The organism is Nocardioides pyridinolyticus (assembly GCF_054653575.1).
The window spans coordinates 1-13,703 of sequence record NZ_BAAIFY010000028.1 but is presented as its reverse complement, the minus strand read 5'-3'; the positions used below and the strand labels follow the sequence as shown (position 1 = coordinate 13,703).

The following is a 13,703-nucleotide window of genomic DNA, read 5'->3' as shown; positions in this document are numbered from 1 at the left end:
TGGCTGACAAGCCGTCAGATGCAACGAAGTCTTCGTCCCTGTCAGGACTCGGGCGCTCGTGGAAGCCTGACCACGAAGCAAGCACCGCCGTCAGCGCTCTCCTCGACCCTGGCCATCCCGCCGTGTGCTTCGACCACGGTCTTCACGATCGCGAGGCCGAGCCCGGAACCCCCGGCGTCCCTGGCCCTGGCTTCGTCGAGCCGGGCGAACCGCTCGAAGATGCGGTCGCGGTCGGGACTCGGGACGCCAGTCCCGTCGTCCTCGACGGCGAGGACGACGTGAGAGACGTCCTCGTGCAGCGAGACCGTAATCATCGAGGCGGCGTGACGCTCGGCATTGGCCAGCAGGTTGGACACCACCTGGCCCAGCAGCACGGGGTCGCCGAGGACCTGACCCGCACTGACGGCGCTGATGTCGATGCTGGTTGAGTCTCTTGTACGACACCGCCCTACTTCGTCGAGCACGAGGTCGTCCAGGTCGACGAGCTGGCTACGCGATGCCGAGCTGTTCTCGACCCGCGCGAGCGTCAGCAGGGCCTCGACGAGGGCTTCCATGCGCTCTTCCTCGACCATGACCCGAGAGGCCAGCTCCGGGACCGAGGTCGACGTGGGTTGCCGCTGGGCGGTCTCGGCGGTCTGCCGCAGGTTCGCCAGCGGCGATCGCAACTCGTGGGAGGCGTCCGCGACGAAGCGGCGTTGCGCCTGATGGGCGGCGTCGATGCCGTCGAGCATCTGGTTGAGGGTCTCGGCCAGCCGCGGGATCTCGTCGTCCCCGGCGGGCACGGGTAGGCGTCGGTGCAGGTGCTCGGAGGTGATGGTCTCCGCCTCCTCGCGCATGCGTTCGACCGGGCGCAGCGCCCGGCCGATGGCGAGCCACACGACGACTCCGACCAAGGCGATCCCCACAGGGACGGAGATCGCGAGGAACTCGGTAGCGATGCGCACAGCGCGCTGTTGCTGCTCCTCGGAGACACCCACCACGACCAGTCTGTCGCGGGTGCTGGCACGCGTGTGCACCGCATAGGTGTCGACCAGGGGGCTGGCGGACACACCCTCGACGTCACCGGCGGCGGTCTGGAGTGCGGTCGTGACCTCGGGGTGGTTGGTGGCCACGATGCGGCCGTCGGCGGTGATGATCTGGACGATCAGGTCTTGCTTGGCCGACACCACGGCATCGTCAGGTGCCGCGCCCGAGCGAAGCTGCGCGTCGACGGTCCCGGCTTGCTGTGTCCCCGCAGTGATGAGCGCTTGCTCCAGACTCTCCTGCAGCCCTCCGACGAACACGACTGAGCCGATGACGGCACCGATCAGCGCGACGGTGGTCGCCGCCGTGGTGACCCGGACCCGGACCCGGGCTCGCCTTGTGGGGTCGCGGGAGATGGCGCTTCTCATGAGGAGTCGCGGATCCGGTAGCCGCTGCCGCGGACGGTCTCGATGCACGGCGTCGCGAACGGCGCGTCGACCTTGCGTCGCAACCGGCCGACGTAGACCTCGACGATGTTGGGGTCGCCCTCGAAGTCGAATCCCCACACAGCTCCGAGGAGCTGTTGCTTGCTGACGACCAGGTTGCGGTTGCGCATCAGGTGTTCGAGGATCGAGAACTCCCGAGCCGTGGTGGCGAGGACGTGACCGTCGCGCCGTACCTCGCGGGTGGCGGGATCCAGGTGCAGGTCGGCCACGGCGAGGACCGGCGGCCTTTCGACCACGTTGCGCCGGGCCAGAGACCGGAGACGGGCCAGGAGCACGTCGAAGCTGAAGGGTTTGGTGACGTAATCGTCAGCGCCGGCGTCCAGCCCATCGACCATGTCAGGGTCTGCGTCACGCGCCGTGAGCATGAGCACGGGCGTCCAGTTGCGCGCCGAGCGCAGTCGGCGACACACCTCGAAGCCGTCCAGGACCGGAAGCATCAGGTCGAGGACGATGACGTCGTAGTCGTTCTCCTCCGTGAGCCACAGGCCCTCGGCGCCGTCGGATGCCACGTCCACGGAATGGCCCTCCCCTCGCAGCCCTTCGGCCAATGCCGTCGCCAGCGGCACTTCGTCCTCGACGACGAGAACTCTCATCGCGCCGTTCCTTCCATCCGGTGGCCGCTTCCGGCTCCTTCGAACTCTGTCAGGCCACTGACAGGTTCGCCGACCATCCTGGGGTGACCACCTGATGGAGGACCCCATGACTGCTGCACTCGTCGCCATTCTCGCTTCGGCCGGCCCCTGGGCCTTGGTCGTGCTCGCGCTCACCGTGTTCGCCGAGACCGGCATCCTGGCCGGCTTCTTCCTGCCCGGTGACTCCTTGCTGTTCGCCGCGGGCGTGATGACCGCAGCCGGTGTCCTGCACGCCCCGCTCCTCGTGGTCATCGGGGTCGTAGCGATCGCGGCCTTCCTGGGCGACCAGCTCGGCTACGCGATCGGTCGGCGCGCCGGTCGGCGGGTGCTGGACCGTCCGAGGCGATTCCTCACTCGTGACCACATCTTTCGCGCGGAGGCGTTCTTTGCCCGCCATGGATGTCGAGCGGTGATCCTCGCGCGGTTCGTTCCGTTTGCCAGGACCCTGACACCGGTGCTGGCCGGTGTGGGTCGCATGGACCGCCGCCCTTTCGTGGGGTTCAACCTTATGGGGGCGACCGTGTGGGCGTCGCTGATGCTCACGGCTGGAAGCCTGTTCGGCGGTGTTCCGCTGGTCGCCCAGCACATCGACCTCGTCACCGTCGGCTTGGTCGCCCTGTCCCTGGCCCCTGCGACCGTCGCGTTGTTTCGGCACCGAAGCGCGGCGCGCCGCGTGCCTGAGGCAAACCTGGGTGTGGCGAGCCTGGAGCACGCCGCCTGAGCTGAGGGGTGGGGGCGCGATCCAGAGGGTCGAGGTCAACGCGGGGTCGCCGGGATCGTCAGTGCGAACCGGGCGCCTGTGTCACTGTCGACCAGCTTGAGGGTTCCCCCGAGGGACTGAGCGATCTCGCGGGCGATTGGGAGTCCGAGGCCGGTGCCGCCCTGGGTTCGGGCCCGACTCTGGTCCAGGCGCACGAACCGGTCGAAAACACGATCGCGGTCGTCCGGTGGGATACCGGGGCCGTCGTCGATGACCTCGATGGTGGCCGAGTCGTCGGCCTCGGTGAGGCGCAGCTCGATCCGGGAGTGGCAGTGGCGTGCTGCGTTGTCGGTGAGGTTGCGTACCGCGCGGGCGAGCTGATGGCGGTCAGCAACCGCGCGGACCGGGGGTGCATGCAGGGTGACGTCGAGCCTGTGCACGCGTCGTAGTCGGTCGGCTTCCCGGTGGAGGATGTCGTCGAGGTCGACCTCTTCGAAGGTGAGCGGGATGCCGCGCTCGTCGGCTCGGGCGAGTAGGAGCATGTCGGCGACGAGCCGGTCGACGCGGTCCAGCTCGCTGAGGACCTCCTGCCCGGCCTGATCCCATTCCTGGGCCTCTGGGTGCAGGGCAGCGATCTCGTGGACGGCCCTGATGGTGGCCAGGGGGCTGCGCAGCTCGTGGGAGGCGTCGGCGACGAACTGGCGTTGGCTCGCGCTTGCGGCGTCGAGACGGTCGAGCATGCGGTTCATCGTCTCGGCGAGTCGGCTGATCTCGTCGTGGGTGTCCGGGACGGGGACCCGGTCGGTGGCCCTCGATGTCCCGTGAATGCCGGCAACGTGACTGCGGATCCGTTCGACCGGCGCGAGCGCGCGGCCGACCAGCCAGTACGACGTACCCGCCACCGCGAGCAGGACCAGCGGGTAGCCGACCAGGAGCAGACCGACGACGATGGCGGTCGACTCGCTGACCAGCTCCAGACTCTCGGCCACCAGGATGGTCACCGGTCCGTCCGGGGTGCGTGCGCCCCGCGCGACCACGACGAAGTCGCTCCCTTCGCCGATGGGCAGCGTGCTGGTCACGCGTGTCTGGGTGGTCCCGACATCGGGCTTGGCCGCGAGGATGGGCTGCTCACCGTCGACTGACGGGCTGGCGGCGATGACGTGCCCCTGCGCGTCGACGATCTGCACCAACGACTGGTCGCCCTCACCCGTGCTGAGGGCACCAGAAGGCGTCGCCGCGACGATCTGCCGGGCGAGGTCGTCGGCCTGCTGTCGCGCGGCGTCGGCCACGGCGTTCTCCAGCTGTTGACGCTGGAGCAAGGCGAACCCGACCGCGCCTCCCGCGAGGAAGAGGGCCACGACAACAGTGGCGGCCGCGGTCGCGCGTACGCGCACACTGCGTGTGCGGATCATCCACGGCTTCACGCCGCGCCTCCCACGAGCCGGTAGCCGGCACCTCGCATGGTCTGGATCGTGGTGGTACCGAAGGGCTGGTCGATCTTGCGCCGGAGGTAACCGACGTAGACCTCCACGACGTTCTCGTCACCGTCGTAGTTCATGTCCCACACGCTCTGCACGATCTCGGTCTTGGACAACACCTCGCCGGGGTGACGCATCAGGAACTGCAGCAGCCCGAACTCGCGCGGGGTCAACGTGATGTCGGTGCCGCCCCGGCGGACGACGCGGGTCGCCGGGTCGAGTGTGAGGTCACCAGCGGTGAGCACCGAGGGACGTTCCGGGGCGCCGCGGCGCACGAGCGCACGCAATCGTGCCACGAGGACCACGAACGAGAACGGTTTGGTCAGGTAGTCGTCGGCGCCCAGGTCGAACGCGTCAGCCTCGTCGTACTCGCCGTCCTTGGCGGTCAGCATCAGGATCGGCACCCACACCCCCGCCCGCCGCAGCTCGCGGCACACGTCGTAGCCGTTCATCGAGGGGAGCATGATGTCCAGCACGATTACGTCGTAGTCACGCAGCTGGGCTTCGGCGAGGCCCTCGGCACCGTCGTGGACCGTGTCGACTACAAAGCCCTCGGAGCGCAAACCGCGGCTGACCGTCTCGGCCAGCCGTACCTCGTCCTCCACCATCAACACCCGCACACCACACCTCCTCGATCCGTCGCCTCAGTCTGCGTGATCGCGATTGTGAAGACGCTGAGGACGGCTCTCAGCGGCTCTCAGCGTCGTCACAGCGCATCTCACGCACTCTGGATTCATCGAGGTCGCCACCAAGGCGGCCCGAACCCCCAGGAGGCAACCATCATGAAGACCACCAGCCCGTTCCGGCGCAACGCCGCTGTCATCGCGGCCGCCGCGATCGTCGGTGGCCTCGGCATCGGGGGCCTGGCCACAGCGAACGCCGACTCCGGCAACACCGGGCCCGCCCCGAGCCAGGTCCAGAAGTCCGACGGTGACGGCGAGGCCAACGACGCGACCGAGGTCGAGGGCCAGGAGGGCGCCGAGGAGGCCAACGACGGCGCCGACCAGGGCCCGGACGCCAACCCCAACGAGCCCGGCCACCAGGACGCCGACGAGTCCGGCGAGGCCGAGGGCACCGAGGGCGCCGAGGAGGCCAACGACGGACCCGACCAGGGCCCCGACGCCAACCCCAACGAGCCCGGCCACCAGGACGCCGACGAGACCGGCGAGACCAACTGAGCGATCACACCCCCGAGATCGACAGAAGGTCGACATAGTCGAGTCACGTCGGCAACACGAGGGGTCCCGCCGCGAGAAGCGGTGGGGCCCCTCCCCCGCGTCACGACGACACAGCCCAGTACGCGCTCTCATCGCGACACTTCTGCTGCTTGCCACGGTGGTCGCGTGCGGCCCCTCCGGTGAGCCCACCACTGATCGCGCATCGCGACCAGCACCGAGCCTGCAGCAGGAGCCAGCAACACGGCTGGCCTTCGCCGGCGACACCGGCACAGGAGCGGGCAGCGCCATCGAGGCAACGGTCCAGCAGATGCTCGCCCAGGACGACAGCTACCGATACGACGCCCTGGTGCTGCTCGGCGACCTCATCTACCCCGAGGGCGACGCCGCACAGGTGCCGACGCGGATCAGCGGCGTCTTCGCCCCCCTGACCCAGCGGGGTGCCCGCCTGCTGCCCGTGCTGGGCAACCACGACTACATGAGCGACGAAGAGGAGCAGATCCTGGATCAGCTCGGACGCTCCACGTCCTGGTACACCGAGACCATCGGAATCGTGCGGGTGGTCGTCCTCGACACCGAGCAGGTCGACGACCCCGACCAACTCGCCTGGCTCGAGGACACCCTCGCGGCACCCAGCGAGGCGGCGTGGACGATCGTCGCCATGCACAAACCCGCCTACTCGGCCGGCTACCACGGCTCCGATGAGTCGATCCAGCAGGCGTGGGTCCCGCTTTTCGAGCACTACGCCGTGCCGCTGGTGCTCGCCGGCCACGACCACGACTATCAGCGCTCCAAGAAGATCAACGGGGTCACCTACGTCGTCTCCGGGGGCGCGGGCACCCTGCGGCCTACCGGCCGCCAGGACTTCACCCAGGTGAGCGCGTCAGTGCGCCACTTCCTCGACCTGGTCGCCTCGCCCACTACTCTGACCGGCCGGGCGATCGACCAGAACGGGGGCCTTCTCGACGAGTTCACGCTGCACCGATGACCGTCCGACGCCAAGCACGGCAGGCGCGAGGACGAGTACGGCTATGCCACAGGAGCCAGCGACTGCCGCTCCGGGCACCTGGACGGCCGGGATCCCTGGGCCGGGATGCCTCCATGGCGTTTGACCGATGGCGTGTGATGACGAACACGGGTCGGTGATGCCGCATCAGGCCCACGTCAGCGCCACGGACGGCGAAGCTGCATCGGATTCTCCTCGCCGCACGACGCAGGCTTCCTCACCTTGCGTCGAAGGTCGAGCCGCAAGGCTGGCCGTTGCGCCGAGATTGCGCGTCCGAGCCGAGCGCCGCTGACTCGCGCTGAGAGGACGCTGTGAGCCCGAGGTCCTCTCAGCGTCCCCACAGCGGTGGCTCCGCACGATGGGCTTGTCCGTTCCACGACCGAGGTCGACCGACGCTGGAGGTCCCGTCCATGAACCCGCTGCCCGAGTGCACCACCGATGTCCACTCATCAACGCGAGCCCGAAAGCGGCGACGCCGCTCGGCTGTCGTGATCGCCGGGGTGGCTCTCGCACTCGCCGCTCTGCTGGCCGGGTGCGGCGGCTCGTCGTCCAACCCAGGCTCCGGCTCAGAGTCAGGCTCGGCGACGGTGAAGGAGTACAGCCCGCCTGGCGACATTCCCGATGACCAGGTGTTCGTCGACTACACCGACACCTCGGGGCGAGTAACGATCAAGGTCCCCGAAGGGTGGGCACAGTCGGACACCGCGAACGGGGTGAGCTTCACCGACAAGCTCAACACCATCCAACTGGAGGTGATGGACGCCAGCAGCCAGCCGACCCAGGACACCGTCAAGAACACGGACCTACCGCAGCTGCAGAGCTCACTGAGCAACTTCTCCGGCGGCGAGGTGTCCAGCGTCGACAGGGCCGGCACCACCGCGATCCTGGCGACCTACGAGGCCGACGGCCCCAAGAACGACGTCACCGGCAAGACCGTGACCGACGCGTTCGAGCGGTACGTCTACGTCAAGGACGGCGTCGAGGCAGTCCTCACCCTGTCGGGACCGCAGGGGGCCGACAACGTCGACCCGTGGCGCCTGGTCAGCGACTCGCTGAGCTGGAAGTGACCCTGTGACCACCACGACCTCGCGGCCCGCTACCCCGGTCACCGGACCCGAGCCCCACACACCCGCGGTGGCGGCGGAGAACGTCTACCGCTTCTTCCGGTCCGGGGAGGAGGAGACCCTTGCGCTGCGGGGTGTCAGCCTGCGCGTCGAGGCCGGCGAGTTCGTGGTGGTCACCGGGCCGTCGGGGTCGGGCAAGTCGACCTTGCTGGCGTGCATCACCGGGATGGACGAACCCTCGGGTGGGACCGTCCGCATCGCCGGAGAGCGGATCAACCACCGTTCGCAGCGTGACCGCGACAGGATCCGTTCGCAATACGTCGGAGTGATGGCACAGTCGGGCAACCTGATCAGCCACCTACGCATCCGCGACAACCTGCGGCTCGCCGCGCACCTCGCCGACAGCGGCCGAAGCGAAGCCCGCGCGAACCGGCACAACGGCCACGACAAAGACGTCCCGGCGCCGTGGGCGGCGACCGCGCAGCGGCTCGGGATCGGGGACCGGTTGGAGGCCTGGCCCGAGGAGCTCTCGGGAGGCGAGTCTGCTCGAGCGGCCCTGGCCGTCGCCCTCGCCGGCGCGCCGCTCGTGCTCGTCGCCGATGAGCCGACCGGCGAACTCGACGCCGACACCGAGGCTGCCCTGATCAGCCGGCTGCGGGCAGTCGCGTCGGCCGGAGTGGCGGTGATCGTGGCCAGCCACAGCGAAGCTGTCGCCGCCGGGGCGGACCGAATCGTGCGCCTGAACGACGGACAGGTCCTCGGGTCATGACCACCACCCTGGGAAGTGCTGCCGGGCGACCGACGTCGACCCCGCCGGGAACGGTCGTCAAGACCCACGAGGCCTCGGTGACCTACGGCCGATCCGAAGCACCCGTACACGCCCTGATCGGTGCCACCGGTCGCCTCCGCGCCGGCGACACGGTCGCGGTCCGCGGGCCGTCAGGCTCGGGCAAGTCGACGCTGCTGCACCTGGTCGCCGGCCTCGTGACACCGACCACCGGAGCGATCACCTGGCCCGGCCTCGACCAGACCGTCCCGCTGCGGCAGCAAATCGGGGTGGTATTCCAGGCGCCGAGCCTCGTGCCGTCGCTGACCGTTGTGGAGAACGTCGAGCTGCCGCTGCTGCTGCACGGGACCATGTCCCCCGCTGAGGCCCGCGATCTCGCCCGCGCGGCCCTGCACGACCTCGACCTCGGCGGTCTGGCCAGGGCCCTGCCCGAAGAGATCTCCGGCGGCCAGGCCCAACGCGTCGCCGTCGCACGCGTCCTGGCGAGCAGACCACGGTTGATCTGCGCCGACGAGCCCACCGGTCGCCTCGACCTCGACCACGCTCTGGTCGTCACCGACCTACTGCTCCGCGCCGCCGACCAGCTGGGCGCACCCCTGCTGCTCGCCACCCACGACCCCCGCATCGCCGAACGGCTCGCGACGGTCTGGCCGATCGCGGACGGCCGCCTCAGCCCCGAACAGGACCGCGAACAGACCCACGACCACGCCGAGGAATCACGATGAGCACCCTGCTGCAGGGAATGCGGGAACAATTCGCCTGGGTCTCAGGAACCACACGGCGCCGACGCGGCCGGTTCCTCGCCGCGACCGTCGGCGTCGCCCTGACCGTCACCACCCTGGCGTTCCTGGCGATGTTCATCAGCGCCTCACGCGCCACGATGACCGACCGAGCCGCCAGCAGCGTCGCCGTGGACTGGCAGGTCGCCCTCGACAACCCCGCCGACGTCGGCCGCGTCACGGACACCCTGACCGCCCGCGGTGGCGTGGCCGCCGTCGATCCCGTCCAGTTCTACGCCGCCCGCGGCCTCGAAGCGACCACGGGCGGTACCCGCCAGGTGACGGGGAAGGCGGCCGTCCTGGGCCTCCCCGCCACGTACACCCGCGACTTCCCTGCTGCCGTCCGGACGCTGGTAGGTGCCGACAACGGCGTCATGCTGGCCCAGCAGACCGCCGCGAACCTGCACGTGCAGCCCGGGCAGGACCTCACCGTGCTGTGGGGCGACAAGCCCGCCACGGTCACCGTCGCCGGGATCGTCGAGCTCCCCCAGGCCGACTCGCTGTTCCAGAAGGTCGGAGCCCCGCCCCAGTCCCAACCCCTGGCGCCACCGGACAACGTGGTGCTGATGCCCGACACCCTCGCCCAACAGCTGGCCGCCTCCTCGGGTGTCACCCGGAAGACGCAGCTCCACGTCTCCCTCACCGATCGGCTCCCCGCCGACCCCGCAGCGGCGTACGCCGCGACACTCGCCGACGCCAACAACCTCGAAGCCGACCTCTCCGGCTCGGTGAAGATCGGCAACAACCTCGGCGCCGCGCTCGACGCAGCCCGCGAGGACGCGGCGTACTCCCAGATCCTCTTCCTCTTCCTCGGCGCCCCCGCAGCAGTGCTCGCCGGCTTGCTGACCGCCGTCGTGGTCGGTTCCGGCAGCGAGCGTCGCCGCGGTGAGCTCGCCCTGCTGCGGCTGCGAGGAGCGCGACGCCGCACCGTGCTGAGCCTGGCTGCGGCCGAAGCCGCCGCCGTCGGGATCCTCGGCACGCTCACCGGAGTCGGCGCAGCCATGCTCGCCGGCAGGGTCACCCTGAACAGCCTCACCTTCGGAGCAACCGCAACCGCAGGTCTCGTTTGGTTGCTGATCATCGGCGCCGTCGGCCTCCTCACCGCCCAAGCGTCCTACCTCTTGCCCGCCGCCCGGGACCTGCGCACCCTCACCGTCGCCGAGAGCCGACGAACGCACGACCGTGCCGGCGGATCCACCAGGTTCGTCGGTCTCGGGGTCGCGCTGGCCCTTCTCCTCGTCTCCGCGCTGGTGTTCTGGGCTACCTCACGCAACAAGTACGCACTCGTGCTCGCCCCCGAGGGCGTGCCGAAGCTGTCGATCAGCTACTGGGCCTTCGCCGCACCCGCACTGCTGTGGATCGGCGCCTACCTGATCACCCGAGACGGCAGTTCCCTCCTGCTCCGCCACGGGCGACGACCACTGAGCACGGTTCTGGCGCCGATCAACCGCCGGACCACCTCGACCGTCGTCGCCGGCATCGTCCGCAACCGTGCCGTCATCGCCCGGGCCTCCACCCTGCTCGCGCTCGCGGTCGCGTTCGCGATCTCCGCGGCCACCTTCAACAGCACCTACGCGCAACAGGCGGAGGTCGACGCCCAGCTCACCAACGGCGCTGACGTCCAAGTCGTCCTCCCCACCTCAGGATCCGCCGCCGATCCCACCGCGGAACAGGCGACCTCTGAGCAGCTCGCAGCCATCCCCGGCGTCCGACATGTTGAGCAGATGCAGCACCGCTTCGCCTACGTCGGCAACGACCTGCAAGATCTCTACGGCATCAACACCACGACCCTGCCCACCGTCACCACCCTGCAGGACGCCTACTTCCAAGGCGGGACCGCCAGCCAGATCCTCACCCGGCTGCACGACACCCCCTCCGGGGTGCTGGTCAGCGCCGAGACCGTCACCGACTTCAACCTCAGCCTCGGGGACCACCTCAACCTGCGTCTCCGCGACGCCTCAACGGGCAAGCTTCAGCCGATCGAGTTCACCTACGTCGGCGTCGCCAACGAGTTCCCCACCGCCCCCAAGGACAGCTTCCTGGTGGCCAACGCCGCCTACGTCGCCGAGCAGACCCACGACCCGACCACCGGTACGTTTCTCCTCGACACCACCCCGGGCCAGGAACGTGCCGTCGCCAGCGTGGCCGGCAACGACCTAGGAACCACCGCGGTGGTCACCGACATCACCCAGACCCGGGGACTGATCGGGTCCAGCCTCACCGCCGTCGACCTTCGCGGCCTCACCCGCGTCGAGCTCGCCCTCGCAGCCATCCTCGTCTTGGCCGCGGCAGCACTCGTCACCGGACTCCAACTCGCCGAACGCCGCCGCACCTTCGCGATCGCCTCCGTCCTCGGCGCCCGACGCCGACAACTGGTCAACCTCGCCGTCAGCGAAGCCGCCCTCACCAGCACCCTCGGGCTGGGCGCCGGCGCACTCATCGGCTGGGCGATGAGCCACATGCTCGTCAAGGTGCTCTCCGGAGTCTTCGACCCCCCGCCCGCCGCACTGGCGATTCCCTGGGACTACCTGACAATCATCGCGATCGCGGCCCTCGCCGCCGTCGCTGCAGCCACCGCGGCTGCCTCCCGGCTCACCACCAGCGCCACCGTCGCCGACCTACGCGACCGAGATTGAATAGGGCGGCCTGAGCAGCGCCAACTGCACGAACCAGGGCCTTTGGCTGGCAGTGACACCTGAAGGGCATGCTGCACAGGAATCGGTGACATCTTGACTTCGCCGCCAGGATCTAAGCCCGGATCCACCGTGTGAGTCGGTGAGGACGGTGGGGTCGGCTCGATCGAGGACCCTCAGCGCTGATGTCGGTTCCGGGCGTGCGGGAACTGCCGGTCTGCCGGCTTCTCCGAGGTCCTGGACGTAGGTGCGGGGCGGAAGGTCAACAGGCCAGAGGGATCGCCGCGATGTTGAGGAGCGCTCGTTCGATGGCGGTCGCCCATGGCCAGGACTCCGGTAGTCGTAGATGTCGCCGTCGGCCGCTGTGCACGAGGCGGCCGGGCACGGTGAAGACCACTCGTTGCAGGGTGCTGGTGGTGGCCTTCTCCAAGTCGGCGCCGGCGAGACGTCCGACGGCGCGGCCGAGGTTGTGGGCCATCACGGCCAGGGCCAGCCAGGCGGCGTTGGCCATGAACTTCCCCGACGGCAGGTGGGCCAGGCCGGCGCTCTTGAGCTCGGCGATGCGCTGCTCCACGACCGCGTGCCGTCGGTGGTCGGCTTCGACCTCCACGAGGTCGCCGGAGCGGTTGGTGGCGAAGGCGTGGTAGTCCCAGGTGGTGAACAGCGCCAGCTGGCTGCCCGGGGTGGGGCGGACGCGGCGCACGACCAGCCGCACCTCGACCGGCTCGGTGGCGGCGAACGCGGTGTAGCGGGTCTCGGCGACGTCGGCGCCGGAGACCTCCGGGGTCGAGAGCCAGTACGGGATCGGGGTCCACGCGTCTTCGTCGATGGCCTCGATCGCGGCCCGGATCTTCTTGTCCTGTCGGGCGGTCACCGAGAAGTCCACGCCGAGCTTGACCGCGGTGCCGAGTACGGCGCGGCTGTAGAAGGCGCTGTCGGCGCGGACGGTGAGCTGCCCGGTGGCGCCGGCGTCGCGGACCCGGCTGACGGTCTCGGTCAGGAAGCTCTTCGCACCCCGAGCGGCGCCGGCCGACCCGCCGCGGAGCCGGCTGAACAGCACCATCCCGGTCTGCGCACACGTCGCGAACTGGGGGTGGTAGCCACGGACCTTGGTGTAGCCGAACGCCGCACCCTGCTTGGCCCGGCCGTAGACCTCGACGATCGAGGAGTCCAGATCGATCGTCAACGGACCCGCCAGATCGTCCGGGCCCGCGCCAGCGGACCACAATCGGGCCAGCAGCTCGCGGCTGACCGCATCGAGCTGGCGCACGTTGGACCACTTGTGTGCCCGCAGCCACGACCCGACCGTCGAGGGCGCCCGCGTGTCGTCGAACAACGCTCCGGCCGCCCCGGCCCGCAGCACCGCCGTGTCGTCGATACTGTCGCCATCGGCAAGCATCGACCCGATCACCGTCAACGCCTTCGCGCCGCTGTTCGCGCCATGCTGGGCCAGCCGAAGCCGCTGGGCGACCAGCTCGCCCAGCCCGATCCGCTCCGCCAGCGCCGCGGCCGGCAGCAGCCCGGCGTTCGGCACCAGATTCTTCTCGGTGAAGCCCACCGAGACCCTGCTCAAGTCATGAGATGCTCGCACCTGTCAGATGCCCTCTCGTGCGGGTTGATGTTGTCCGTCGCAAGACACATCGTCCCTCCTCAGAGGGCATCTGCACGTTCACGGCACGCCCCTAGGCCGTCAGTTCGGCGGTGGATCCGGGCTAAGCCACCTAGAAGCCTGCCCGTCTCTAGATCAATCTAGGCCGCGCACATCAGTGTCCTCGACGTCACAACAAGAGGTACCTTGTTACAAGCCCGGTACAAACAGCCAGCCACCCTCGACGTTTGCGCAGGTCAGCATGGGTCAGTCAGTCAGTACTACGACATTTAGCCACGCGTGGGTGATGCCCACCGGCTAGGTGCCTGAAAATGGCCCCTGACCTGCGAAGACACCTTCCAACGTCTTCCAGCGTCAGGGGTCGTTTTTCG

General features: G+C 69.3%; 11 protein-coding genes and 1 pseudogene. 7 read left to right on the top strand and 5 right to left on the bottom strand.

Annotated features, from left to right (window positions below; all coding sequences use genetic code 11):
- Window positions 1-41: 41 nt before the first annotated feature.
- Together ACYQ0U_RS19220 and ACYQ0U_RS19215 are read right to left on the bottom strand one after the other, a co-directional pair.
- Window positions 42-1,166, bottom strand: a complete 1,125-nt coding sequence (locus ACYQ0U_RS19220; protein WP_459975493.1) for an ATP-binding protein — start codon at window positions 1,164-1,166, stop codon at window positions 42-44.
- A 221-nt stretch (window positions 1,167-1,387) separates the two neighbouring features.
- Window positions 1,388-2,062, bottom strand: a complete 675-nt coding sequence (locus ACYQ0U_RS19215) for a response regulator transcription factor (protein ID WP_459975492.1) — start codon at window positions 2,060-2,062, stop codon at window positions 1,388-1,390.
- Between the two features lie 106 nt (window positions 2,063-2,168).
- Between ACYQ0U_RS19215 and ACYQ0U_RS19210 the strand changes: the two genes are divergently transcribed.
- Window positions 2,169-2,822: a VTT domain-containing protein gene (locus ACYQ0U_RS19210; RefSeq protein ID WP_459975491.1), complete on the top strand. Its 654-nt coding sequence runs from the start codon at window positions 2,169-2,171 to the stop codon at window positions 2,820-2,822.
- 35 nt (window positions 2,823-2,857) lie between these two features.
- On the opposite strand, the gene ACYQ0U_RS19205 is transcribed toward ACYQ0U_RS19210, so the two are convergent.
- Complete coding sequence (locus tag ACYQ0U_RS19205) at window positions 2,858-4,159, bottom strand: sensor histidine kinase (RefSeq protein WP_459975490.1); 1,302 nt, start codon at window positions 4,157-4,159, stop codon at window positions 2,858-2,860.
- 62 nt (window positions 4,160-4,221) lie between these two features.
- Window positions 4,222-4,899: a response regulator transcription factor gene (locus ACYQ0U_RS19200; protein ID WP_459975489.1), complete on the bottom strand. Its 678-nt coding sequence runs from the start codon at window positions 4,897-4,899 to the stop codon at window positions 4,222-4,224.
- Between the two features lie 162 nt (window positions 4,900-5,061).
- On the opposite strand from ACYQ0U_RS19200, the gene ACYQ0U_RS19195 reads away from it, so the two are divergent.
- The 6 genes and pseudogenes from ACYQ0U_RS19195 to ACYQ0U_RS19170 all read left to right on the top strand — a co-directional run bounded on the left by ACYQ0U_RS19195 (window position 5,062) and on the right by ACYQ0U_RS19170 (window position 11,726).
- On the top strand, window positions 5,062-5,457 hold the full coding sequence (locus ACYQ0U_RS19195) for a hypothetical protein (RefSeq protein ID WP_459975488.1): 396 nt from the start codon (window positions 5,062-5,064) through the stop codon (window positions 5,455-5,457).
- Window positions 5,458-5,614: 157 nt separating this feature from the next.
- Window positions 5,615-6,442, top strand: coding sequence for a metallophosphoesterase family protein (locus ACYQ0U_RS19190; protein WP_459975487.1), 828 nt, complete (start codon window positions 5,615-5,617; stop codon window positions 6,440-6,442).
- A gap of 605 nt (window positions 6,443-7,047) precedes the next feature.
- Window positions 7,048-7,527, top strand: a complete 480-nt coding sequence (locus ACYQ0U_RS19185; RefSeq protein WP_459975486.1) for a hypothetical protein — start codon at window positions 7,048-7,050, stop codon at window positions 7,525-7,527.
- A gap of 4 nt (window positions 7,528-7,531) precedes the next feature.
- A complete protein-coding gene (locus tag ACYQ0U_RS19180) occupies window positions 7,532-8,293 on the top strand; it encodes an ABC transporter ATP-binding protein (RefSeq protein WP_459975485.1) in 762 nt (253 codons plus the stop codon).
- Between the two features lie 137 nt (window positions 8,294-8,430).
- A pseudogene (locus tag ACYQ0U_RS19175) lies at window positions 8,431-9,036 on the top strand (ABC transporter ATP-binding protein); the annotation flags it as partial.
- Window positions 9,033-11,726 carry an ABC transporter permease gene (locus ACYQ0U_RS19170; RefSeq protein ID WP_459975484.1) on the top strand — a complete coding sequence of 898 codons (2,694 nt, stop codon included), beginning with the start codon at window positions 9,033-9,035 and terminating at the stop codon, window positions 11,724-11,726. The pseudogene ACYQ0U_RS19175 and the gene ACYQ0U_RS19170, both read left to right, overlap by 4 nt.
- A 259-nt stretch (window positions 11,727-11,985) precedes the next feature.
- Here the strand turns inward: ACYQ0U_RS19170 and ACYQ0U_RS19165 are convergent, their stop codons facing one another.
- Window positions 11,986-13,296 (bottom strand): IS1380 family transposase, encoded by a 1,311-nt coding sequence (locus ACYQ0U_RS19165; RefSeq protein ID WP_459975483.1) that lies wholly within the window; start codon window positions 13,294-13,296, stop codon window positions 11,986-11,988.
- Window positions 13,297-13,703: the final 407 nt, after the last annotated feature.

What these genes read in the sequence shown, in the direction of transcription:
- ACYQ0U_RS19215 (WP_459975492.1), bottom strand. Translation starts at nt 2,062, where the DNA reads ATGAGAGTTCTCGTCGTCGAGGACGAAGTGCCGCTGGCGACGGCATTG.
- ACYQ0U_RS19210 (WP_459975491.1), top strand. Translation starts at nt 2,169, where the DNA reads ATGACTGCTGCACTCGTCGCCATTCTCGCTTCGGCCGGCCCCTGGGCC.
- ACYQ0U_RS19195 (WP_459975488.1), top strand. Translation starts at nt 5,062, where the DNA reads ATGAAGACCACCAGCCCGTTCCGGCGCAACGCCGCTGTCATCGCGGCC.
- ACYQ0U_RS19170 (WP_459975484.1), top strand. Translation starts at nt 9,033, where the DNA reads ATGAGCACCCTGCTGCAGGGAATGCGGGAACAATTCGCCTGGGTCTCA.